Below are 22,855 nucleotides of genomic sequence, written 5' to 3'. Positions count from 1 at the left end.
TCTCCCCCTTCTCTACAATTGCGCCCCTTGCCTTCCTGGCAGGCACGCATGTGCCTTTCTGCGGCAGGATCCATAAGTGTCATTCACTCCTTGTCTGACCGTTTTTGAGCGGCAGGCTACAACCCGTAAGGAGCATTCATGCGTCATTACGAAATCATCTTTTTGGTCCACCCGGATCAAAGCGAGCAAGTCGGCGGCATGGTTGAGCGTTACACCAAGCTGATCGAAGAAGACGGCGGCAAAATCCACCGTCTGGAAGATTGGGGCCGTCGTCAACTGGCCTACGCAATCAACAATGTTCACAAGGCTCACTACGTGATGCTGAACGTTGAGTGCACCGGCAAGGCCCTGGCCGAGCTGGAAGACAACTTCCGCTACAACGATGCAGTGATCCGTAACCTGGTCATCCGTCGCGAAGAAGCCGTTACCGGCCAATCCGAGATGCTCAAGGCTGAAGAAAACCGCAGTGAGCGCCGTGAGCGTCGCGACCGTCCTGAGCACGAAGGCGCTGATAGCGCTGATAGTGATGACAGCGACAACAGCGATAACGCTGACGAGTAATCCACGGACCTTTTAAGGAGCCTATCAAATGGCACGTTTCTTCCGTCGTCGTAAATTCTGCCGCTTCACCGCTGAAGACGTGAAGGAGATCGATTACAAAGATCTCAACACTCTGAAAGCCTACGTATCCGAGACCGGCAAAATCGTTCCAAGCCGTATCACCGGTACCAAAGCACGTTATCAGCGTCAGCTGGCCACCGCTATCAAGCGCGCCCGCTTCCTGGCCCTGCTGGCCTACACCGACAGCCACGGCCGCTGAGACCGGGCAGTCGACAAGTAGTAAGGGATTGAATGCATGCGCGCCTTAGCTGAGTTCATCATGCGCGGTCGTGTGCAGGCCACTCTGGTAGTGGCTGGATGTGCAGCATTGCCGTTGTTGTATTGGTTGGGTGCCGCCGCTGGATGCCTCGTGCTCCTGCGGCGCGGTCTGCAGGATGCCTTTGGTGTCCTGGCCCTGGGAGTGTTGGCCGCCTTGATCTGGTGGCTGCAACTGGGCGAACCCAAGGTACTTCTGGTACTGCTGGGGTCGTCGAGCCTTGCGTTGGTTTTGCGCGCAAGTGAGTCCTGGCTCCGCACGCTGCTGGTCAGCGTGGCATTGGGGTTGGTGTTTTCGGTGTTGATTGACGCGGCTTTCCGCCCGCAAATCGAGGCGCTGGCGCAAGAGATCGTCAAGATCCTGCCGCTGGCCTTCGGGGAACTCTACCAGCAGTTTTCGGTAGATGAGCGAGCGCGACTGGCAACACTGATTGCACCGGCCCTGATCGGCCTGATGGCGGTAATGATGCAGATCGTCAGCGTGCTGAGCCTGATGCTTGGGCGATATTGGCAGGCGTTGTTGTACAACCCGGGTGGTTTTGGTCGCGAGTTTCGCAGTATCAGAATCCCCGTGGGCCCGGCGATGTTGCTGCTGGCACTCATGGTTATCGGACCGAACCTAGGTTCACAGATGGCCCTGATGGTGCTGTTTTGCAGCGTACCGCTGGTGTTTTCCGGATTGGCCCTGATTCATGGGCTGGTCGCGCGCAAGCGCCTGGCCAAGTTCTGGCTGGTGGGGATGTACGTGACAATGTTGTTGTTCATGCAGCTGATCTATCCGTTACTCGTGGTTTTGGCCATTGTCGACGGCCTGATTGATTTTCGCGGACGTCTGGCATCGAAAGATGCCGATAGCGCGAACGGTGAAGGTTAAAAGTTAGAGGATTTTCACATGCAACTGATCCTTCTGGAAAAAGTCGCCAACCTGGGCAACCTGGGCGACAAAGTGAACGTTAAGGCCGGCTACGGTCGTAACTACCTGCTGCCTTACGGCAAAGCCACCGCTGCAACCGCTGCCAACCTGGCTGCGTTTGAAGAGCGTCGTGCCGAGCTGGAAAAAGCCGCAGCAGACAAAAAAGCTTCGGCTGAAACGCGCGCTGCCCAACTGGCTGAGCTGGAAGTGACTATCACTGCCACCGCCGGTGACGAAGGCAAGCTGTTCGGTTCGATCGGCACCCACGACATCGCTGATGCACTGACCGCCTCCGGCGTTGAAGTGCAGAAGAGCGAAGTTCGTCTGCCGAACGGCACCATCCGCAACGTAGGCGAATTCGACGTAGCCGTGCACCTGCACGCCGAAGTTGAAGCCACCGTACGCGTTGTCGTGGTAGCAGCTTAAGCAGCACCTGACTGGGTGGCACCTCGCGTGCCAGCCGGTTAACATCGGGCACGATCCTGTTTACAGGTCGTGCCTTTTGTTTTTCTACACACCCCTAATTCCAAGTGGCCATGAACGATATTTCAGCTCCCGAGCAATACGATCTGCAAACCGCTGCCCTGAAGGTGCCGCCGCATTCCATCGAGGCCGAACAGGCCGTGCTCGGTGGTTTGATGCTGGACAACAACGCCTGGGAACGCGTGCTGGATCAAGTCTCGGACGGTGACTTCTATCGCCATGACCACCGCCTGATCTTCCGCGCCATCGCCAAGCTGGCCGACCAGAACTCACCGATCGACGTGGTGACCCTGGCCGAGCAGTTGGACAAGGAAGGCCAGACCTCCCAGGTCGGCGGCCTGGGCTATCTCGGTGAGCTGGCGAAAAACACGCCGTCCGTCGCTAACATCAAAGCCTATGCCCAGATCGTCCGCGAGCGGGCCACGCTGCGTCAGTTGATCGGCATCAGCACCGAAATCGCCGACAGCGCGTTCAACCCTGAAGGCCGCACTGCCGCCGAGATTCTCGATGAGGCCGAGCGGCAGATTTTCCAGATTGCCGAGGCCCGCCCGAAAACCGGCGGCCCGGTCAGCGTCAATGACCTGCTGACCAAGGCGATCGACCGTATCGACACCCTGTTCAATACAGATGCGGCCATTACTGGGATCTCCACCGGTTATACCGACCTGGACGAGAAAACCAGCGGCCTTCAGCCCTCCGACCTGATCATCGTTGCCGGCCGTCCGTCCATGGGTAAAACCACCTTTGCGATGAACCTGGTGGAAAACGCCGTGTTGCGAAGCGACAAGGCGGTGCTGGTGTACTCCCTGGAGATGCCAGGCGAATCGCTGATCATGCGGATGCTCTCGTCCCTGGGGCGCATCGACCAGACCAAGGTGCGTTCGGGTCAGCTGGAAGACGACGATTGGCCGCGCCTGACCTCGGCGGTCAACCTGCTCAATGACCGCAAACTGTTCATCGATGACACCGCCGGCATCAGCCCTTCGGAGATGCGTGCACGTACCCGTCGCCTGGTGCGTGAACACGGTGATATCGCCCTGATCATGATCGACTACCTGCAGCTCATGCAGATCCCGGGTTCCAGCGGTGACAGCCGGACCAACGAGATTTCCGAAATCTCGCGGTCCTTGAAAGCCCTGGCCAAGGAATTCAACTGCCCGGTGGTGGCGCTGTCGCAGCTCAACCGTTCCCTGGAACAACGGCCCAACAAGCGCCCGGTGAACTCCGACTTGCGTGAATCCGGCGCGATCGAGCAGGATGCCGACGTGATCATGTTCGTGTACCGCGACGAGGTGTATCACCCCGAGACGGAACACAAGGGCATTGCCGAGATCATCATCGGCAAGCAGCGGAACGGCCCTATCGGCTTTATCCGCCTGGCGTTCATCGGCAAGTACACGCGCTTCGAGAACCTGGCGCCGGGCAGCTATAACTTCGACGACGACGAATAGTTTCAAGCGCCTGTAAGGGCCTCATCGCCGGCAAGCCAGCTCCTGCAATGATTTGTGGATACAGGCAAATGTTGGGGCTGGGCGAGTTCCTCTGTGGCGAGCGGGCTTGCCCCGCGTTGGGCTGCGTAGCAGCCCCAGTAAGCAGAATTCGGTGTATCAGACATTCCGCAGAGTCTTATTTTAGAGCTGCTGCGCAGCCCAACGCGGCGCAAGCCCGCTCGCCACAGTGGGGGCTCGCCAGCCTGTAAAAAGATGTGTAGGCACCTATGCTCATCGCAATTCCGACCATTACCGTCGGAATTGGTCAAAATTTGTGCTATATTCCGCGCCCGCGATTTTTCATCTCAACACCGGTCACCGTCATGCAAACAGCCAAGCCGTTATTTGACTATCCCAAGTACTGGGCCGAATGTTTCGGTCCTGCGCCATTCCTGCCGATGAGCAGGGAGGAGATGGATCAGCTTGGCTGGGATTCGTGCGACATCATCATCGTTACCGGTGATGCCTACGTGGACCATCCGTCGTTCGGCATGGCGATCATTGGCCGGCTGCTGGAGTCCCAGGGCTTTCGCGTCGGGATCATCGCGCAACCGAACTGGCAGTCCAAAGACGACTTCATGAAGCTCGGCGAGCCGAACCTGTTCTTCGGCGTCGCGGCCGGCAACATGGACTCGATGATCAACCGCTACACCGCTGACAAGAAAATCCGCTCCGACGACGCCTACACCCCCGGCGGCATGGCCGGCAAACGCCCGGACCGCGCGAGCCTGGTGTACAGCCAGCGCTGCAAGGAAGCCTACAAGAACGTGCCGATCGTACTCGGCGGCATCGAAGCCTCCCTGCGCCGCATTGCCCACTACGATTACTGGCAGGACCGTGTGCGCAACTCGATCCTGATCGACGCCACCGCCGATATCCTGCTGTACGGCAACGCCGAGCGGGCCATCGTCGAAGTCGCCCAACGCTTGTCGTGGGGCCACAAGATCGAAGACATCACCGACGTGCGCGGAACGGCGTTCATTCGCCGCGACACCCCGGCGGGCTGGTACGAAGTGGACTCCACGCGCATCGACCGGCCGGGCAAGGTCGACAAGATCATCAACCCGTACGTCAACACCCAGGACACCCAGGCCTGCGCCATCGAGCAAGAGAAGGGCCCGGTTGACGACCCGGAAGAAGCCAAGGTCGTGCAGATACTGGCCAGCCCGCGCATGACCCGCGACAAGACCGTGATCCGCCTGCCATCGGTGGAAAAGGTCCGTGGCGACGCGGTGCTGTATGCCCACGCCAACCGGGTGCTGCACTTGGAAACCAACCCAGGCAACGCCCGCGCCCTAGTGCAGAAGCACGGTGACGTGGACGTGTGGTTCAACCCGCCGCCCATTCCGATGACCACCGAAGAAATGGACTACGTGTTTGGCATGCCTTACGCACGTGTCCCGCACCCGGCGTACGGCAAGGAGAAAATCCCGGCCTACGACATGATCCGCTTCTCGGTGAACATCATGCGTGGCTGCTTCGGCGGCTGCACCTTCTGCTCGATCACCGAACACGAAGGCCGCATCATCCAGAACCGCTCCGAAGAGTCGATCATTCGCGAGATCGAAGAGATCCGCGACAAGGTTCCGGGCTTTACCGGCGTGATTTCCGACCTCGGCGGCCCCACCGCTAACATGTACCGCATCGCCTGCAAGAGCCCGGAAATCGAATCGGCGTGCCGCAAGCCGTCGTGCGTGTTCCCTGGTATCTGCCCGAACCTGAACACCGACCACTCGTCGTTGATCCAGCTGTACCGCAGCGCCCGTGCCTTGCCGGGTGTGAAGAAAATCCTGATCGCCTCCGGCCTGCGTTACGACCTCGCCGTGGAATCGCCGGAATACGTCAAGGAGCTCGTCACCCACCACGTCGGCGGCTACCTGAAGATCGCCCCGGAACACACCGAGGAAGGTCCGCTCAACCAGATGATGAAGCCGGGCATTGGCAGCTATGACAAGTTCAAGCGCATGTTCGAGAAGTACACCAAGGAAGCGGGCAAGGAGCAGTACCTGATCCCGTACTTCATCGCCGCCCACCCCGGCACCACCGATGAAGACATGATGAACCTGGCCCTGTGGCTCAAGGGCAACGGCTTCCGCGCCGACCAGGTGCAAGCGTTCTACCCGTCGCCGATGGCCACCGCCACCGCCATGTACCACTCGGGCAAGAACCCGCTGCGCAAGGTCACCTACAAGAGCGACGCGGTAACCATCGTCAAGAGCGAAGAGCAACGCCGCCTGCACAAGGCGTTCCTGCGCTACCACGACCCGAAAGGCTGGCCGATGCTGCGTGAAGCGCTGACCCGCATGGGCCGCGCCGACCTGATCGGGCCGGGCAAGGAGCAGTTAATCCCGCTGCACCAGCCGAGCACCGACAGCTACCAGAGCGCGCGTCGCAAGAACTCGACGCCGGCCGGCAGCCACAAGGTCGCCAAAGAAACCACTACCAAAATCCTCACCCAGCACACCGGCCTGCCGCCTCGCGGCAGCGACGGCAGCAACCCGTGGGACAAGCGCGAACAAGCCAAGGCCGCGGCGCAGGCGCGCAATAAGCAGGCGGCCAAGGAACGCACCGATGCGGCCAAGGGCAAAGGCGGCAAGCCTGCCCGCAAGCCGGTGGTGCCGCGTTGATCGCAGCCTGAACAAACGGAACGCCAGCCTCAGTGCTGGCGTTTTGCTTTCTGGCAGGCGGGTAGCCTGTTTGTTAAGGTGGCGCCCATTAGATTGCTATCGCAGGCAAGCCAGCTCCCACCCTTGACCGCGTTCCTGCATGAGCATGCAGTCAAAATGTGGGAGCTGGCTTGCCTGCGATAGCGTCAGTCCAATCACCATCCCTTTCAAGGAAGAACCTCTCCATGGGCAACCCCCTGGCCGGCATCGGCATGGACTCCAACCGCTCCCAGTTCATGGCGCGCCAGCGCATTGAAAGCCAGATCAACCTGCCGCGCCTGTTTGCGGCCATCGACGCCGACCCCGGTATTGTCGGCGCGGGTGTGGTGTATATCGATGCCGACTTCAACATCGTCACCCTGCGTGAGTTCAAGCCCATCTGCAGCATCCAGCCCAAGCGCATCATCCTGCGGGAGGCGCAAAACTACGTTGCGCCGACACAGTTCGCTCAACATGTGGCGAGCAACCCGAGAGAGTCCAGGCTGATCGGCGAGGCGGTGAACACCGGGATCTCGTGCCTGGGCGCGGTCATCAGTTGGGCTGCGATTGCCAGCGGTACCCTGCTGGTGCCGTTCAGCGCGGGCGCCAGTTCCGTCGTTGTGGTGATAGGGTATGCGGCGGCGGGCGCGAGTTCACTGCAGTGCATCAATGGCCTTGCCCGCACGACGCTCGAGGTGGCCAAGCCCGAGGTCAACGATTGGCTCGACAGTGAAGGCTGGTACCAGAATGCTTCCATTGTGCTCGACGCAGCGTCGCTGGTCGGCGTGGGCGCTTCGACCCTGACGACGGTCAAGCTGGTCAGGGCCGCCAAAGCCTCGACGGGCAAGAGCCTGCGTGAAGTGCTGCGCGGTTTGAATCGCCAGGAAAGAGCCAAGCTGACCAAAGAACTGTTGACCATCAACGATCCCAAATTGACCTCGAAGCTACTCAAGCTCAAGCAAGCGTCGGGTGAACTCACCAAGCGTTTCACCCCCACGCAGCTCAAGCACGGCACAACGACCCAGATCAAGGACGCCCTGAGTGCAGTCATAGGGTTCGGCGGGAGCGCCTACTCCGGAAACGTCAAAACAATCGCGATCGGGCTGTACGAGGAAGCCAAAGAATGGGCGAATTGATGACGCTGCGAGACTTTTTCAAGCATTACTTTCTGACGTTTCTGAGCGGCGTATTTGCGGCGTATTTTTCATTGGCGTTGGCCATGGCGTTGGCGTTCGTCACCTATTTTGATGATGCACCCCTTGCTCAAGTGGGGCTCAAGATCATGCTGGCTGGGGCAGTGCTCACGCTGCTCACGGTGCACAGCAACTTTATGATTCTACGGGGCAGGCCCGGTTGGGCATGGGTGATGGTCGGTCTCTACGCCGCCTGCCTGCTGTTTGTGTTGCCGATGATCCAATACGGCCCTCATCGGGTTCTTTATGGGTTAGCGCTGGTTTTTCCACTGTTCGGGCTGCTGATACTCAACAGTAAGGGGCAGCGCGAGATGCGCGCTAGGCTCGTGGAAATCCGCCACCTGCGTCAAGCCCTCGGCGCCCGGCACAAGGCCCGGTGACTGGGTAGATTCACCACCTCCTTTCACACGTTCGCCACAAATATGTGCGGCACTTGCACCATGGCGCCACCGCTGGCGCCGTTTTGGTGCTGTACTGCACCGGGTCTTACGATAAAGCGCAACGACGGCCGCTCTGGCATAAGTCTTGCGCACGTTGTGTCCATGCCCTGGCTCGCAGGAGGCCGCCGTGTCGATTCATGTCGCGTTGCACCACGTCACGCATTACCGCTACGACCGCGCTGTCGAACTCGGCCCGCAAATTGTGCGTTTGCGCCCGACGCCCCACAGCCGTACGCGGATTCTGTCCTACGCGCTGAAAGTGCTGCCCGAGCAGCATTTCATCAATTGGCAACAAGACCCTCAGGGCAATTACCTGGCGCGATTGGTGTTCCCGGAAAAAACCGCTGAACTGCGCATCGAAGTCGACCTGGTCGCCGAGATGGTGGTGTTCAACCCGTTCGACTTTTTCCTTGAGCCCTACGCCGAAAAAATCCCCTTCAGCTACGCGGCCGATGAACAGCGCGAGTTGGCGCCGTACCTGGAAACCTTGCCGCTGACGCCGAAGTTTGCTGCCTACCTGGCCGGCATCGACCGCACGCCATTGCCGGCCGTGGACTTTCTGGTGGGCCTCAACCAGCGTCTTGCCGCCGATATCGGCTACCTGATCCGCATGGAACCAGGCGTGCAAACCCCGGAATTCACCCTGCAAAATGCCTCCGGTTCCTGCCGCGATTCCGCCTGGCTGCTGGTGCAATTACTGCGCAACCTCGGCTTGGCGGCGCGGTTTGTGTCTGGCTATCTGATCCAGCTCACCGCCGACGTCAAGGCACTCGACGGGCCCTCCGGCACCGAAGTGGATTTCACCGACCTGCACGCCTGGTGCGAAGTGTATTTGCCCGGCGCCGGCTGGATCGGCCTGGACGCCACCTCCGGGTTGTTCGCCGGTGAAGGGCATATCCCGTTGGCCTGTAGTCCCGATCCATCCTCGGCTGCACCGATCAGTGGGCTGGTGGAACCGTGCGAGTGCGAATTCACCCACGAAATGTCGGTGGAACGGATCTGGGAAGCCCCTCGGGTCACCAAGCCTTACACCGAGGAGCAATGGCTGGCGATCCAGGCCCTGGGCCGGCAGATCGATGGCGACCTGCTCAAGCACGACGTGCGCCTGACCATGGGCGGCGAGCCGACCTTTGTCTCCATCGACGACCCCGACGGTGCCGAGTGGAACACCGCTGCGCTCGGGCCGGACAAGCGTCGTCTGTCCGCCGAGCTGTTCCAGCGCATGCGTGCACATTACGCGCCCCAAGGCCTGGTGCACTTCGGGCAGGGCAAGTGGTACCCCGGCGAGCAATTGCCGCGTTGGTCGCTCAATTGCTACTGGCGCCGTGACGGCGTGCCGATCTGGCACAACAGCGCATTGATCGCCGATGAGCAACAGCACTACGGTTCCGACGGCGCCATGGCCGGGCGTTTCCTGGCCAGCGTCGCCGAACGCCTCAAACTGCCTGCGCGCTTTGTATTCCCGGCCTTTGAAGATAATTTCTACTACCTGTGGCGCGAAGGCGCGTTGCCGCAGAACGTTACCGCCCAGGACCCGCGCCTGAGCGACGATCTGGAGCGCGAGCGCCTGCGCAAAGTGTTCGCCCAGGGGCTGGATAAAATCATCGGCCAAGTGCTACCACTGGCGCGCACGGCGGCCAATGACCGCTGGCAGAGCGGGCGCTGGTACCTGCGCGACAACCATTGCCGCCTGGTGCCGGGCGATTCGCCGCTGGGCTACCGCCTGCCCCTGGCCTCGCAACCTTGGGTCACGGCGGCCGAGTATCCGTTTGTGCATCCGACCGATCCTAACCAGGACCAGCCGGAGCTGCCGGGCACCGCTCAACTGCAAAACCATGGCGAACCCGCACCGAACGATGAGCGTGTGCCAAAAATCGACGAGTCCGCCGATTGGCTGACCCGCACCGCCCTGTGCGCCGAGGCACGGGAGGGGCGCCTGTATCTGTTCATGCCGCCCCTGGAGCGCGTTGAAGACTATCTGGAACTGGTGGCCGCCATCGAGGCGACCGCCCAAGAGCTGCAGTGCCCAGTGTTGTTCGAAGGCTACGAGCCGCCGGCCGATACGCGCCTGAGCAACTTTCGCGTCACGCCGGACCCGGGTGTCATCGAGGTCAACGTACAGCCTTCGGCCACTTGGGATGAGTTGGTGGAGCGCACTGAATTCCTCTACGAAGAGGCGCGGCAAACCCGCCTCACCACCGAGAAATTCATGATCGACGGACGCCACACCGGCACCGGCGGCGGTAACCATTTTGTACTGGGTGGCGCGACGCCCAAGGACTCACCCTTCCTGCGTCGGCCCGATCTGCTGCGCAGCCTGATCAGCTATTGGCATAATCACCCCTCGCTGTCTTATCTGTTCTCCGGCCTGTTCATCGGCCCGACCTCCCAGGCGCCCCGTGTGGATGAAGCGCGCAACGATGCGCTGTACGAGCTGGAGATTGCCTTCGCGCAAATGCCCGAGCCCGGCGAAGAGTGCCCGCCATGGCTGGTGGATCGCCTGCTGCGCAACCTGCTGATCGACGTGACCGGCAATACCCACCGCGCCGAATTCTGCATCGACAAGCTCTACTCGCCGGACGGTGCCACCGGCCGCCTGGGCCTGCTGGAGCTGCGTGCGTTTGAAATGCCGCCGCACGCGCGCATGAGTCTGACCCAGCAACTGTTGCTGCGTGCCTTGGTCGCGCGGTTCTGGCGCGAACCCTATGCACCGCCGAAACTGGCGCGTTGGGGCACCGAACTGCATGACCGCTTCCTGTTGCCGCACTTTATCGAGCAGGATTTCGCCGACGTGATCGCCGAGCTCAACGCCGCGGGTTACCCGCTGCGCGCCGAATGGTTTGCCGCGCACCTGGAGTTCCGTTTCCCCAAGGTCGGCGACTACGCCGTCAATGGCATCGAACTGGAGCTGCGCCAGGCCTTGGAGCCTTGGCATGTGCTGGGCGAGGAGGGCGCGGTGGGTGGCACGGTGCGGTATGTGGACTCTTCCCTCGAGCGCCTCCAGGTCAAATTGACCGGGCTGCCACCGCAGCGCTACCTGCTGACCTGCAACGGCCTCCCGGTACCCTTGCAGCCCACCGGGCGCGTCGGCGAGTTCGTCGCCGGCGTGCGCTACCGCGCCTGGCAACCGGCCAACTGCCTGCAACCGACCATCGCGGTGCATGCGCCGTTGGTGTTCGATTTGCTGGACACTTGGATGCAACGCTCGTTGGGCGGCTGCCAGTATCATGTGGCGCATCCGGGCGGGCGCAATTACGACAGCTTGCCGGTGAACGCCAATGAGGCGGAGAGCCGGAGGATGGCGAGGTTTTTCCGGTTGGGGCATAGTCCAGGGAAGCTTCCGGTGCCAACAATCAGCATCAACGATGAATTACCTATGACGTTGGACCTACGGCGTTTCCCCAATAAAAAATGACTGAACGCAAGCCAAAATGTGGGAGCGGACTTGCTCGCGAAAGCGGTGGATCAGCCGATAAGTGTATTGACTGACCCGCCGCATTCGCGAGCAAGCCCGCTCCCACATTAGACTGTGGTGACTTTGACTTTTCTTTACCCTGCCGAGCGTTCCATGTCCGATTTGCTCGACCGTTACCCGCTGACCGCGGGCACTTATCACGAACTGCTGGACCACGGCGGCGCGGTGCGTGCCCATTGGCGGCGCCTGCTCGACCACCTGCAACGCAGCACGCCCGCGCAACTGGCCCAGCGCCAGGCGCTGCTGACCCGCCAGATCCAGGAAAACGGCGTGACGTACAACGTCTACGCCGATCCCAAGGGCGCCGACCGCCCATGGGAACTTGATTTGTTGCCCCACGTGTTGGCCGCTGATGAGTGGCAGCACCTGTCGGCCGGTATCGCCCAGCGCGCGCGCCTGCTCAATGCCGTGCTGGCGGATTTGTATGGCCCGCAACGTCTGATCAAGGAAGGCTTGCTGCCGGCCGAGCTGGTGTTCGGTCACAACAATTTTTTATGGCCGTGCCAGGGCATCCAGCCGCCGGACGGTGCTTTCCTGCACCTCTATGCGGTCGACCTGGCGCGTACGCCGGACGGTCGCTGGTGGGTCACCGCCGACCGCACCCAGGCGCCTTCGGGGGCGGGGTATGCGTTGGAAAACCGCACCATCGTGTCCCGCGCGTTTCCGGACCTGTACCGCGACCTGCAGGTGCAGCACCTCACCGGGTTCTTCCGCACGCTGCAGGAAACCCTGGCCCGCCAGGCGCCCGGTAATGACCAGCCGCCGCTGATCGTGCTGCTCACGCCCGGGCGCTTCAACGAAAGCTATTTCGAACACCTCTACCTCGCCCGCCAGCTTGGCTACCCCCTGGTGGAAGGCGGCGACCTCACCGTGCGCGACAGCACCGTGTTCCTCAAGACCCTCAGCGGCCTGCGCCGGGTGCACGCGATCATGCGCCGCCTCGACGATGACTTCTGCGACCCTCTGGAGCTGCGCACCGACTCGGCCCTCGGCGTGCCCGGCCTGCTCGATGCCGTGCGCCAAGGCAATGTGCTGGTGGCCAATGCCCTGGGCAGCGGCGTGCTGGAGTCGCCTGGTTTGCTGGGATTCCTGCCGAAGATCAACCAATTCCTGTTTGGTGAAGAATTGATCCTGCCGTCCATCGCGACCTGGTGGTGCGGCGAGGCGCCGGTACTTGCCCAGGCGCTGGAGAAACTTCCCGAGCTGCTGATCAAGCCTGCGTTTCCATCGCAAAGTTTCGCCCCGGTGTTTGGCCGTGACCTGGACGACGCACAACGCGAGGCCCTGGCCGAACGCATGCGCGCACGGCCCTACGCCTACGTGGCCCAGGAGTTGGCGCAATTGTCCCAGGCACCGGTGTGGCACACCGTGGATGACCACCTGCAACACCGCGCCATCGGCATGCGCGTCTACGCCGTGGCGAGCGATGACGGCTATCGCGTGCTGCCGGGCGGGCTCACGCGAGTGGCCGCCGAGGCCGATGCCGAGGTGGTGTCGATGCAACGCGGCGGCGCCAGCAAGGACACCTGGGTGCTCGGTGAACGCGCAGCCGGTGCCGAACACTGGCGTGCACAACGTGCGATTGGTGCCCATGACCTGGTGCGCCGCGATCCGTATCTACCGTCTCGCGTCGTGGAAAACCTGTTCTGGTTCGGCCGTTACTGCGAGCGCTGCGATGACAGCGCGCGCTGGCTGCGCATCGTGCTGGCGCGTTATGTGGATGGCGACGATCCATTGGCCTTGCAGGCGGCCGTGGAGCTTGGCGAAAACCTGCGCCTGCTGCCGGAAGAGGGCGAGCTGCCCGAGCGCCTGCTCGCCGCCTTGCTTGGTGATGACTGGCCATCGAGCCTGCGCGCCAACCTGCAACGCCTGCAGTGGGCGGCGTCCCAGGTGCGCGGCAAGCTGTCCCGGGAAAACTGGCAGGCCCTGGTGGAACTGCAACGCGAAGCCCTGGAGCTGGAAAGCGAGGCGCCGGACTTTGGCGAACTGCTGGATTTTCTCAACCGCCTGGTGATGTCCCTGGCGGCGCTGTCCGGGTTCGCCCTGGACGACATGACCCGCGACGAAGGCTGGCGCTTTTTGATGATGGGCCGTCGCATCGAACGTCTGCAATTTCTCAGCAGCAGCCTGGCGGCATTCCTGCGTGGCGTGGCGGTGTTCGATCAGGCCGGGCTGGAGTGGTTGCTGGAATTGGGCAACAGCAGCATCACCTATCGCTCGCGCTACCTGGCGGTGCCCCAATTGATCCCGGTGCTCGACCTGCTGCTGCTCGACGAGCAGAACCCCCACGCGGTGTTGTTCCAGCTCAAGCTGGTGAGCCGCACCCTGCGGCGTCTCAACGATGACTTTGGCGTGCCTCGGGAAACCGGCCTCGGGCCGTTGGTGGAGCGCCTGTCGCGCTTCGACCTGGGCTGCCTGGAGAACCCGCTGTTTGGCGAGTCCAGCGTGCGTGCCGCGTTGGACGGCCTGGCCGATCTGCTGCAAGCGGTCGCCGATGAGAGTGGGCAAGTGTCGGACCGCCTGGCGTTGCGCCATTTCGCCCACGTGGATGCGGTCAGCCAGCAAACGGTGTCGGTATGACGAGTGCGCGCTACCAGATTTTCCACGATACCCACTACCACTACGACAGCCCGGTGTCCCTGGCCCAGCAGTTGGCGCACCTGTGGCCACGGCCGTGCGCCTGGCAACGTTGCAGTTCGCAGCAGTTGGATATCGTCCCGGAACCGACTTCGCGTCGCGATGAGCTGGATGTGTTCGGCAACCCCATCACGCGGCTGGCGTTCGAACGGCCCCATGATGAATTGCTGGTGAACGCCGGGCTGACCGTGGAGGTGCTGGCGCGGCCGACGCTGGATTTCCAGCAATCGCCAGCCTGGGACCAGACCCGCGACAGCCTGACCTACAGCAGCCAGGCCATGTCCGTTGAGCTGATCGAAGCCTGCCGCTTCCGTTTCGAATCACCCTACGTGCACCTGAAGCAAACCTTCGTCGAGTTCTCCGAAAGCTGCTTCCCTGCCGGCACGCCGCTGCTGCTGGGCGTGCAAGCGCTGATGGAAAAGATATTCAGCGAATTCACCTTTGATGCCGAAGCCACCCAGGTCGCCACACCCCTGGTGGAAGTGCTGGAGCGCCGTCGTGGCGTGTGCCAGGACTTCGCCCACCTGATGCTCGCCTGCCTGCGCTCACGCGGCCTGGCGGCGCGTTACATCAGCGGCTACCTGCTCACCCAGCCGCCACCCGGCCAGGCACGGATGATCGGCGCGGATGCGTCCCACGCGTGGGTCTCGGTGTATTGCCCGATTTCGGGTTGGGTGGATTTTGATCCGACGAATAACGTGCAGCCGGCACTGGAGCACATCACCCTGGCCTGGGGCCGGGACTTTTCCGATGTGTCGCCGTTGCGCGGGGTGATTCTGGGAGGAGGGAACCATGACCCGGAGGTGCGGGTGACGGTGATGCCGTTGTAGGAGCGAGCGTGCTCGCGAAGAACGTTAACGATAACGCGGGAAGCCAGGATCAGCGCGGCGCTCTCAGGTTCTTCGCGAGCAAGCTCGCTCCTACAGAAATTACTGCGATGGCAGCCATTCGGTCTGAATGGATTGCACCGAAGAAGATCGTTCCCACGCTCTGCGTGGGAATGCCCGCTGTGACGCTCAGCGTCGCCATCGCGCAGGCTTCGAACCTTGCGTTGCGCCGGGACGCGGAGCGTCCGAGGCTGCATTCCCACGCAGAGCGCGGGAATGATCAATTATTCAGCCGGATCTTTTGGTGTTTCAGCTTCGTCACTCGCCACTTCGCCTTCCGCTTCCGGGTTCAGTGCAGCGGCCTCTTCTTCTGCGGTGGCTTTCTTGCGTTGCAGTTTTTCCTCTTTCTTCTGTTCCTTGGCCAAGTCTCTCTGACGTTTGGCGAAGGAGTAATTAGGTTTGGCCATGAGCGATCCTCTAGGGTCGAAGGTGAGGGTGGCGGCGCGCAGCTGCCTTTGGGCTGCCATGGTAGCAGCTTAGCAGCGTGCTTTGCTTTCACTTACCGCAGGCGTACGCAGCCAGCAGGCCGTTGAACAGTTGATTGAGGTGCATGGCGCGGACTCCGATGGGTGGTGCGCCGATCATAGGCAGGTGGCGGTACTTTGGCTGGTAGATTGTGTTGATAAGTCTGATAGCCTAAAGTTGTATACAATCTGTTGATTCAGATCATAAGAATTTCTGCCTGCTTCAGGCACCCTTTGTCGCAATACGCGTTTTTAAACCCTGCCTTGGAGATTCACATGTTTGCCAAACTCGTTGCTGTTTCCCTGCTGACTCTGGCGAGCGGCCAGTTGCTTGCCGCAGAGTGCAAGGTCACCGTCGACTCCACTGACCAGATGTCCTTCAACACCAAAGCCATCGAAATCGACAAGAGCTGCAAACAGTTCACTGTTGAGCTGACTCACTCCGGCAACCTGCCGAAAAACGTGATGGGCCATAACTGGGTGCTGACCAGCGCCGCCAACATGCAGCCCGTCGCTACCGACGGCATGGCCGCCGGCATCGACAAGGATTATTTGAAGCCAGGTGATGACCGCATCATTGCCCACACCAAGATCATCGGTGCCGGCGAGAAAGATTCGGTGACTTTTGACGTGTCGAAGCTGGCCGCCGGGACTGACTACGCGTTTTTCTGCTCGTTCCCGGGCCACATCTCGATGATGAAGGGCACTGTGACCGTCAAGTAAGACCGCGTTATCGTTCAGCGCAGGCAAGCCAGCTCCCACAGTTGACCGGGTTCCAGCATGAGAATGCGGTCGAATGTGGGAGCTGGCTTGCCTGCGATAGCGGTCTGGCAATCAACACACACCTATCTGGCTCACCTCACGGCGCAAACGGCATCACTCGCTTATGCTCGGTCTTGCGATACGTCTCGCTAATGATCCGGAACGCTTCCTCCCGCACCGGCTCACCGTGCAGGAACGCATCGATCTCGGCATAGGTCACGCCATGTGACGCCTCGTCCGGCTTGCCCGGTGACAGGTCTTCCAGATCCGCCGTCGGCACTTTCTCCACCAGCGACTCCGGCGCGCCAAAGTGCCGCGCAATCGCCCGCACCTGGTTTTTCACCAACCCGCTCAACGGCGCCAGGTCGCACGCGCCGTCACCAAACTTGGTGAAAAAGCCCATCACCGCTTCCGCCGCATGGTCGGTACCGATCACCAGGCCACCGGCCGCGCCGGCGATGGTGTACTGCGCCACCATGCGCATCCGCGCCTTGGTGTTGCCCAGCACGAAATCGCGGGACACCGCCGCCTTGCCTTCAAACGCCGACACTTCATTGGCCAGGGCTTTCACCGCCGGGCCGATGTTCACGGTGTGGCGCTCATCCGGCTCGATAAAGTCCACTGACGCCTGGGCGTCGAGCTCATCGAACTGGGTTTCATAAGGCAGGCGCACGGCGATAAAGCGGTAGGCCTCATCACCAGTGCTGGCGCGCAGTTCCTGCATCGCACGTTGGGCGAGCAGGCCGGCGGTCAGGGAGTCGACGCCTCCGCTGATGCCCAGCACCAACGCTTTGAGCCCGGAATTTCGCAGGCAATCCTGGATAAAACGCACGCGCCGGGTAACCTCGACCTCAAGGGCGGCCTGGTCTTTGAACGGCGCCTGGACCTTGAGCTGCTGCGCAATCTCACGCTGTACGGCTTGCATGATTCACTCCTTGCTGGATAGGGCAGGTACTTTGAAAACGTGACGCAAATAGGCGACGAAATTCGGGTCGGTGCAGTGGGTCTTGCCCGCTTCATCGGAAATTTTCGCGACGGGCTGGCCATTGCAGGCGGTCATTTTAAGCACGATGCTCATCGGCTCGACACCTGGAATATCGCAGGTCAGGTTGGTGCCGATACCAAAACTCACGTTGATGCGGCCACGCAACGCACGGAAGATTTCCAGGGCCTTGGGCAGCGTCAGGCTGTCCGAGAACACCAGGGTCTTGCTCATCGGCTCGATGCCGAGCTTGTGGTAGTGGGCGATGGCTTTTTCTGCCCACTGCACGGGGTCGCCGGAGTCATGGCGCAAACCGTCGAACAGCTTGGCGAAGTACAAGTCGAAGTCGCCCAGGAACGCGTCGGTGGTGATGCAGTCGGTCAGCGCAATGCCAAGCAGGCCACGGTATTCGCGGACCCAGCAATCCAGCGCGGCGATCTGGCTGTCGATCAGGCGCGGACCGAGTTGCTGGTGCGCCATGATCCATTCATGGGCCATGGTGCCCAGTGGTTTCATGTCGAATTCACGGGCCAGGTGCACGTTGCTGGTGCCGACAAAGCGCCCGGGGAAGTCATGTTTGAGCACACTGACCACTTCTTCCTGCACCCGGTACGAGAAGCGCCGGCGCGTGCCGAAGTCGGCCACTTGCAGCTCCGACAGCTCGTCGCTGCTGGCGTTGGCGGTCAGCCAGTCGAATTTGCGGTACAGCTGCTCGCGCGCCTGTTCGAGGATCACGGTCTGGTAGCGGTAGCGGTTACGCACTTCGCTGACGATGGCCAGCATCGGCACTTCAAACAGGATCACATGCAGCCACGGTCCGCGCAGGCGGATAAACAGCTCGCCGTTTTCGATACCCGTCTGCACGTAGCGCAGGTTGAAGCGGAACAGCCCGAGGAAGCGCAAAAAATCCGGCTTCATGAAGCTGATGCGTTCCAGGAAACCCAACTGGTCCGGGCTCAGGCTCAGCTCGGCGAGGCGTTCGATCTGGTAGCGGATCTCCGCCAGGTACGGGCGCAGGTCTTCGCTGTTACGGCAACGGAACTCCCATTCAACTTCCACGTTGGGGTAGTTGTGCAGCACCGCCTGCATCATGGTCAGCTTGTAGAAGTCGGTGTCGAGCAAGTTCTGCACGATGCGATCGGCAAACACACTCTCGCTCATAACGGGAATCTCCAGACGGGTCGACGACGGGCGCCGGCCTTTACGCACAATTGAAAGAAGGGGGGCTAGTGGCGCATAGACCTGTGTTGTTTTGCCAGTGTTTTTTCAGATTGGCATTGTTGTTGTGGCCACTGGCGCCTTCGCGAGCAAGCCCGCTCCCACATTCGACCGCATTCTCATGCTGGAACTCGGTCAACTGTGGGAGCGGGCTTGCTCGCGAAAGCGGTATTCCAGACGCTAAATAACCTGCTCCATCATCCACTTCACAAACTCGCGCACCTTGGGCACTTCCGCCGAATGCTCCGGGTAGGCCAGGTAATACGCATCCTGGCTCGGCATTGCATGCTGCCAAGGGATCACCAGCTTGCCGTCGGCCAACTCTTCCTCCACCAGAAACCGCGGCAACAGCGCCACGCCACAGCCGACTTGCGCGGCGCGAATGCACATATAAAAGGTGTCGAAACGCGGTCCGTGATAACTGTGTTCGGTCTGCAAGCCTTGATCGGCGAACCAGTCGTGCCAGCCCTGTGGCCGCGAAGCGTTTTGCAACAGCACCAGCTCGCTCAGTTGCGTCGGGTCAGTAAACGGCTGTGCGGGCAAGCTCTCTGGCGCGCACACGGGAATCAGCTCTTCGCTGAACAACTTCAGGCTCTCGGTGCCGGGGCGTGAGCCTTGGCCGAAATAGAAGGCCATATCTGCCTTGCCTTGCAGCAGTTCGTCCGGCTCCTGCTCGTTGCACAGGTCCAGGTGGATCTGCGGGTGGCGCAGCCGCCAGCCCTTGAGGCGCGGCACCAGCCAGCGCGCGCCGAAGGTGTAGGGCGTGGACACGCGCAGCACTTCGGTTTCGCCGCCGTAGGAGCGCAGGTAGTGCGTGGACATTTCCACCTGCGTGAGGATCTTGCGCACTTCTACCAGGTACAGGTCGCCCGCTGGCGTCATTTGCAAGCGGCGGCGCACCCGGCGAAACAGCAGGTGCTGCAGCAAGTCTTCCAACTGCGCCACTTGCTTGCTCACCGCGCTTTGGGTGAGGTTCAGTTCCTCGGCCGCGCGGGTAAAGCTCAGGTGGCGGGTGGCCGCTTCGAAGCACTGCAAGGCAGTGATCGAGGGCAAATGTCTTCTGTTCAGCACGGCACGCCTCTTTTTATTCTTTGCATGAATAAACGGAATGATATCTCGCCTAATCGTCGTTTGTTGGCACGTCTTGGGCCAGCTACAAATAAGGCCTGGATCGCCGTGTCTTCGGCGGCGCAATTTTTTGTCTGCAAAGTTGAAGGAGTCACCCATGGTTGCCGCATTGCTTGATCGTCTCGGTGTAAACCCGGCGCTGTACCAGTCGGGGAAACAACCGGTGCATTCGCCGATCGATGGCAGCCGCATCGGCGCTGTGAACTGGGAGGGCGCCGCCGAGGTGGAGCAGCAGGTCAGTCGCGCCGAGCATGCATTCGACGCCTGGCGCAACGTGCCGGCGCCGCGCCGTGGCGAACTGGTGCGCCAATTTGGCGATGTATTGCGCCAATACAAGGCCGACCTGGGCGAGCTGGTGTCCTGGGAAGCCGGCAAGATCACCCAGGAAGGCTTGGGCGAAGTGCAGGAGATGATCGACATCTGCGACTTCGCCGTCGGCCTGTCACGCCAGTTGTACGGCTTGACCATCGCTTCCGAGCGCCCTGGCCACCATATGCGTGAAGCCTGGCACCCGCTGGGCGTGGTCGGCGTGATCAGCGCTTTCAACTTCCCGGTCGCGGTGTGGGCGTGGAACACCGCCCTGGCCCTGGTCTGCGGCAACGCGGTGATCTGGAAGCCGTCGGAAAAAACCCCGCTGACCGCATTGGCCTGCCAGGCGCTGTTCGAGCGCGTGTTGAAGCAATTCGACGGCGCGCCGGAGTATCTCAGCCAAGTGATCATCGGCGGCCGTGACGCCGGCGCTGCCTTGGTGGATGACCCGCGCGTGGCGCTGATCAGCGCCACCGGCAGCACGCGCATGGGCCGTGAAGTGGCGCCGAAAGTCGCCGCACGTTTTGCCCGCAGCATCCTTGAACTGGGCGGCAACAACGCGATGATCCTCGGCCCCAGCGCCGACCTGGACATGGCCGTGCGCGCCATCCTGTTCAGCGCGGTCGGCACCGCCGGCCAGCGTTGCACCACGCTGCGTCGGCTGATCGCCCACGAATCGGTCAAGGAAGAAATCGTCACCCGCCTCAAGGCCGCCTATTCCAAAGTGCGCATCGGCCACCCGCTGGAAGGCAACCTGATCGGCCCGTTGATCGACAAACACGGCTTCGACAACATGCAGGACGCCTTGGAACAAGCCTTGAGCGAAGGCGGCAAGGTGTTCGGCGGCAAGCGTCAACTGCAAGACACATTCCCCAACGCCTACTACGTGTCGCCGGCCATCGTGGAAATGCCCGAGCAGAGCGATGTGGTGTGCACCGAGACCTTCGCACCGATCCTGTATGTGGTCGGCTACACCGACTTCGCTGAAGCGCTGCGCCTGAACAACGCCGTGCCGCAAGGTTTGTCGTCGTGCATCTTCACCACCGACGTGCGTGAGGCCGAGCAGTTCATGTCGGCCGTGGGCAGTGACTGCGGCATCGCCAACGTCAACATCGGCCCGAGCGGCGCGGAAATCGGCGGTGCGTTTGGCGGCGAGAAAGAGACCGGCGGCGGGCGTGAGTCGGGTTCGGATGCGTGGCGCGGGTATATGCGTCGCCAGACCAATACCGTGAACTACTCGTTGGAATTGCCGTTGGCCCAGGGCATCACGTTCGATTGAGATGAGATGATCGTTCCCACGCTCCGCGTGGGAATGCATCCAGTGACGCTCCGCGTCACGACCCAAAAGCGGACGCGGAGCGTCCAGGGCTACATTCCCACGCAGAGCGTGGGAACGAGCGGTGGTGAATTCATCCCGGAGTCTGGCAATGGCACTACGCGAAACATGTTTGTGGGAACACCTCACCCCAGGCCGGCCGGATCGCGCCGCGCTCAAGGGCGAGGTAAAAGTGGACGTGTGCGTCATCGGCGCCGGCATCACCGGCCTATCGGCGGCCATTCACCTGCTGGAACAAGGCAAGAGCGTCGCCGTGCTGGAGGCCCACCGCACCGGTCATGGCGGTTCGGGACGCAATGTCGGGTTGGTCAATGCCGGCCTGTGGATCCCGCCGGACGAGATTGAAGCCGGTTTCGGCGAGGCGGTGGGCAGCCAGCTCAACCGCATGTTGGGCGCGGCACCGGCATTGGTGTTCAGCCTGATCGACAAATACAACATCGATTGCCAATTGCGCCGCGAGGGCACTTTGCACATGGCGCACAACGCCCGTGGCGAAGCGGATTTGCGCAGTCGTGAAGAACAATGGAAGCGCCGTGGCGCACCGGTGGAACTGCTCACCGGTCAAGCCTGCGAGCAGGCCACTGGTACAAAGAAGATTTCCGCCGCCTTGCTGGATCGGCGCGCCGGCACCTTGAACCCGATGGGCTATACCACTGGCCTTGCCAATGCAGCAGTGGGGTTGGGCGGGCACCTGTTCGACCATTCGCCGGTTACTCAACTGGAGCGCCAGGGCCAGGACTGGTCGGTGCAAACCGCCAACGGCTCGGTGCAGGCTGCACAGGTGGTGATTGCTTCCAACGCCTACACGGAAGGTGAGTGGACCGCACTGCGGCGCAATTTTTTCCCCGGTTATTACTATCAGGTCGCGTCGGCCCCGCTGACCGACGATGCTGCCCGGCAGATCCTCCCCGGCGGCCAAGGCTCATGGGACACGCGCCAGGTACTGAGCAGCATCCGCCGCGATGCCGATGGCCGCCTGTTGCTCGGCAGCCTGGGCAACGGTAACCAGAAACCGGCCTGGTTCCTCAAGGCGTGGGCCGATCGGGTGCAGCAGCATTACTTCCCGTACCTCAAATCGGTGCAGTGGGAATTCACCTGGACCGGCTGCATCGCCTTCACCCCGGATCACCTCATGCGGTTGTTCGAACCGGCACCTGGCCTGGTGGCGGTAACGGGCTATAACGGGCGCGGCGTGACCACCGGCAGCGTGGTCGGCAAGGCGTTCGCCGACTACTTGTGTCATCAGAATCCCCAGGCGTTGCCGATTCCTTTCTCGCCGATGCAACCGCTGGCGGGAGCGGGCTTGCGCAGCTGTCTTTATGAAGCGGGTTTTTCGCTGTACCACGCGGGCCAATGCCTGAGGATCGTGATCTGATCAACGAAATACCGCTCAGAAGCCCGCATTTTCTTAGCCAGCTACTAATCTGTATTGGTGCAAGTCGTAGCAATCACGCACTGTAAATGTGCAGTTCCGTTACGCAGGCTGTTACAGCTGTAGGAACTGTCGTTTATTCGTTTGGTTGCGGGTGCGACCTCTCTGGGTTGTACCGTTTTGGTCCTTGGGTTGCACCTTCAGGTGCTAGAGGGTTGCACGTCCTGGCAAGCGGAGCCGAAACG

18 protein-coding genes are annotated in these 22,855 nt (G+C 61.5%); 14 read left to right on the top strand and 4 right to left on the bottom strand.

Annotated features, from left to right (window positions below; genetic code table 11):
• The first annotated feature begins 138 nt into the window (after positions 1-138).
• The 11 genes from rpsF to ACLH0H_RS06225 all read left to right on the top strand — a co-directional run bounded on the left by rpsF (position 139) and on the right by ACLH0H_RS06225 (position 14,982).
• Positions 139-561, top strand: coding sequence for a 30S ribosomal protein S6 (gene rpsF, locus ACLH0H_RS06275; protein ID WP_003236224.1), 423 nt, complete (start codon positions 139-141; stop codon positions 559-561).
• 28 nt (positions 562-589) lie between these two features.
• The gene (gene rpsR, locus ACLH0H_RS06270) at positions 590-820 is read left to right on the top strand and encodes a 30S ribosomal protein S18 (protein ID WP_002551829.1); all 231 of its coding nucleotides are present in this window, start codon (positions 590-592) and stop codon (positions 818-820) included.
• Positions 821-856: 36 nt separating this feature from the next.
• Entirely contained in the window at positions 857-1,750 is an 894-nt protein-coding gene (locus ACLH0H_RS06265; RefSeq protein ID WP_411381376.1) for a hypothetical protein, read from the top strand.
• Between the two features lie 18 nt (positions 1,751-1,768).
• Positions 1,769-2,215 carry a 50S ribosomal protein L9 gene (gene rplI / locus ACLH0H_RS06260; RefSeq protein WP_003171376.1) on the top strand — a complete coding sequence of 149 codons (447 nt, stop codon included), beginning with the start codon at positions 1,769-1,771 and terminating at the stop codon, positions 2,213-2,215.
• A 110-nt stretch (positions 2,216-2,325) separates the two neighbouring features.
• On the top strand, positions 2,326-3,723 hold the full coding sequence (gene dnaB, locus ACLH0H_RS06255) for a replicative DNA helicase (protein WP_076951872.1): 1,398 nt from the start codon (positions 2,326-2,328) through the stop codon (positions 3,721-3,723).
• Between the two features lie 362 nt (positions 3,724-4,085).
• Positions 4,086-6,389 carry a YgiQ family radical SAM protein gene (locus tag ACLH0H_RS06250; protein ID WP_411381375.1) on the top strand — a complete coding sequence of 768 codons (2,304 nt, stop codon included), beginning with the start codon at positions 4,086-4,088 and terminating at the stop codon, positions 6,387-6,389.
• A 224-nt stretch (positions 6,390-6,613) separates the two neighbouring features.
• Positions 6,614-7,543, top strand: a complete 930-nt coding sequence (locus ACLH0H_RS06245) for an NAD synthetase (protein WP_411381374.1) — start codon at positions 6,614-6,616, stop codon at positions 7,541-7,543.
• Positions 7,531-7,980 carry a hypothetical protein gene (locus tag ACLH0H_RS06240; protein ID WP_186692917.1) on the top strand — a complete coding sequence of 150 codons (450 nt, stop codon included), beginning with the start codon at positions 7,531-7,533 and terminating at the stop codon, positions 7,978-7,980. The genes ACLH0H_RS06245 and ACLH0H_RS06240 overlap by 13 nt, the downstream gene beginning before the upstream one ends.
• Positions 7,981-8,167: 187 nt before the next feature.
• Entirely contained in the window at positions 8,168-11,455 is a 3,288-nt protein-coding gene (locus ACLH0H_RS06235) for a DUF2126 domain-containing protein (protein WP_411381373.1), read from the top strand.
• A 153-nt stretch (positions 11,456-11,608) separates the two neighbouring features.
• Positions 11,609-14,095 carry a circularly permuted type 2 ATP-grasp protein gene (locus ACLH0H_RS06230; RefSeq protein WP_411381372.1) on the top strand — a complete coding sequence of 829 codons (2,487 nt, stop codon included), beginning with the start codon at positions 11,609-11,611 and terminating at the stop codon, positions 14,093-14,095.
• Entirely contained in the window at positions 14,092-14,982 is an 891-nt protein-coding gene (locus ACLH0H_RS06225; protein WP_411381371.1) for a transglutaminase family protein, read from the top strand. The genes ACLH0H_RS06230 and ACLH0H_RS06225 overlap by 4 nt, the downstream gene beginning before the upstream one ends.
• A 281-nt stretch (positions 14,983-15,263) precedes the next feature.
• Here ACLH0H_RS06225 and ACLH0H_RS06220 read toward each other — a convergent pair whose 3' ends face one another.
• The gene (locus ACLH0H_RS06220; protein WP_411381370.1) at positions 15,264-15,446 is read right to left on the bottom strand and encodes a hypothetical protein; all 183 of its coding nucleotides are present in this window, start codon (positions 15,444-15,446) and stop codon (positions 15,264-15,266) included.
• A 333-nt stretch (positions 15,447-15,779) separates the two neighbouring features.
• On the opposite strand from ACLH0H_RS06220, the gene azu reads away from it, so the two are divergent.
• Complete coding sequence (gene azu / locus ACLH0H_RS06215; protein ID WP_076951880.1) at positions 15,780-16,226, top strand: azurin; 447 nt, start codon at positions 15,780-15,782, stop codon at positions 16,224-16,226.
• Between the two features lie 136 nt (positions 16,227-16,362).
• Here azu and nadE read toward each other — a convergent pair whose 3' ends face one another.
• The 3 genes from nadE to gcvA all read right to left on the bottom strand — a co-directional run bounded on the left by nadE (position 16,363) and on the right by gcvA (position 19,536).
• A complete protein-coding gene (gene nadE, locus ACLH0H_RS06210; protein ID WP_411381369.1) occupies positions 16,363-17,190 on the bottom strand; it encodes an ammonia-dependent NAD(+) synthetase in 828 nt (275 codons plus the stop codon).
• Between the two features lie 3 nt (positions 17,191-17,193).
• Entirely contained in the window at positions 17,194-18,408 is a 1,215-nt protein-coding gene (gene pncB / locus ACLH0H_RS06205) for a nicotinate phosphoribosyltransferase (RefSeq protein WP_124361042.1), read from the bottom strand.
• 237 nt (positions 18,409-18,645) lie between these two features.
• Complete coding sequence (gene gcvA, locus ACLH0H_RS06200; protein ID WP_411381368.1) at positions 18,646-19,536, bottom strand: transcriptional regulator GcvA; 891 nt, start codon at positions 19,534-19,536, stop codon at positions 18,646-18,648.
• Between the two features lie 154 nt (positions 19,537-19,690).
• Here gcvA and ACLH0H_RS06195 point away from each other — a divergent pair, with 154 nt between their 5' ends.
• The gene (locus tag ACLH0H_RS06195) at positions 19,691-21,181 is read left to right on the top strand and encodes an aldehyde dehydrogenase family protein (protein ID WP_411381367.1); all 1,491 of its coding nucleotides are present in this window, start codon (positions 19,691-19,693) and stop codon (positions 21,179-21,181) included.
• Positions 21,182-21,329: 148 nt separating this feature from the next.
• The gene (locus tag ACLH0H_RS06190) at positions 21,330-22,613 is read left to right on the top strand and encodes an NAD(P)/FAD-dependent oxidoreductase (RefSeq protein WP_411381366.1); all 1,284 of its coding nucleotides are present in this window, start codon (positions 21,330-21,332) and stop codon (positions 22,611-22,613) included.
• Positions 22,614-22,855 lie beyond the last annotated feature (242 nt).

It is taken from the genome of Pseudomonas sp. MPB26 (assembly GCF_046605355.1).
Lineage (GTDB): Bacteria > Pseudomonadota > Gammaproteobacteria > Pseudomonadales > Pseudomonadaceae > Aquipseudomonas > Aquipseudomonas cedrina.
The sequence above is the reverse complement of the archived record's forward strand: the minus strand, read 5'-3'. Positions and strand labels throughout refer to the sequence as shown.

Coding starts and splice junctions, on each gene's coding strand:
- dnaB (WP_076951872.1), top strand. CDS start 2,326: ATGAACGATATTTCAGCTCCCGAGCAATACGATCTGCAAACCGCTGCC.
- ACLH0H_RS06265 (WP_411381376.1), top strand. CDS start 857: ATGCGCGCCTTAGCTGAGTTCATCATGCGCGGTCGTGTGCAGGCCACT.
- ACLH0H_RS06190 (WP_411381366.1), top strand. CDS start 21,330: ATGGCACTACGCGAAACATGTTTGTGGGAACACCTCACCCCAGGCCGG.
- ACLH0H_RS06250 (WP_411381375.1), top strand. CDS start 4,086: ATGCAAACAGCCAAGCCGTTATTTGACTATCCCAAGTACTGGGCCGAA.
- rplI (WP_003171376.1), top strand. CDS start 1,769: ATGCAACTGATCCTTCTGGAAAAAGTCGCCAACCTGGGCAACCTGGGC.
- rpsR (WP_002551829.1), top strand. CDS start 590: ATGGCACGTTTCTTCCGTCGTCGTAAATTCTGCCGCTTCACCGCTGAA.
- ACLH0H_RS06240 (WP_186692917.1), top strand. CDS start 7,531: ATGGGCGAATTGATGACGCTGCGAGACTTTTTCAAGCATTACTTTCTG.
- ACLH0H_RS06225 (WP_411381371.1), top strand. CDS start 14,092: ATGACGAGTGCGCGCTACCAGATTTTCCACGATACCCACTACCACTAC.
- ACLH0H_RS06195 (WP_411381367.1), top strand. CDS start 19,691: ATGGTTGCCGCATTGCTTGATCGTCTCGGTGTAAACCCGGCGCTGTAC.
- nadE (WP_411381369.1), bottom strand. CDS start 17,190: ATGCAAGCCGTACAGCGTGAGATTGCGCAGCAGCTCAAGGTCCAGGCG.
- ACLH0H_RS06220 (WP_411381370.1), bottom strand. CDS start 15,446: ATGGCCAAACCTAATTACTCCTTCGCCAAACGTCAGAGAGACTTGGCC.
- azu (WP_076951880.1), top strand. CDS start 15,780: ATGTTTGCCAAACTCGTTGCTGTTTCCCTGCTGACTCTGGCGAGCGGC.
- ACLH0H_RS06230 (WP_411381372.1), top strand. CDS start 11,609: ATGTCCGATTTGCTCGACCGTTACCCGCTGACCGCGGGCACTTATCAC.
- ACLH0H_RS06245 (WP_411381374.1), top strand. CDS start 6,614: ATGGGCAACCCCCTGGCCGGCATCGGCATGGACTCCAACCGCTCCCAG.
- rpsF (WP_003236224.1), top strand. CDS start 139: ATGCGTCATTACGAAATCATCTTTTTGGTCCACCCGGATCAAAGCGAG.
- pncB (WP_124361042.1), bottom strand. CDS start 18,408: ATGAGCGAGAGTGTGTTTGCCGATCGCATCGTGCAGAACTTGCTCGAC.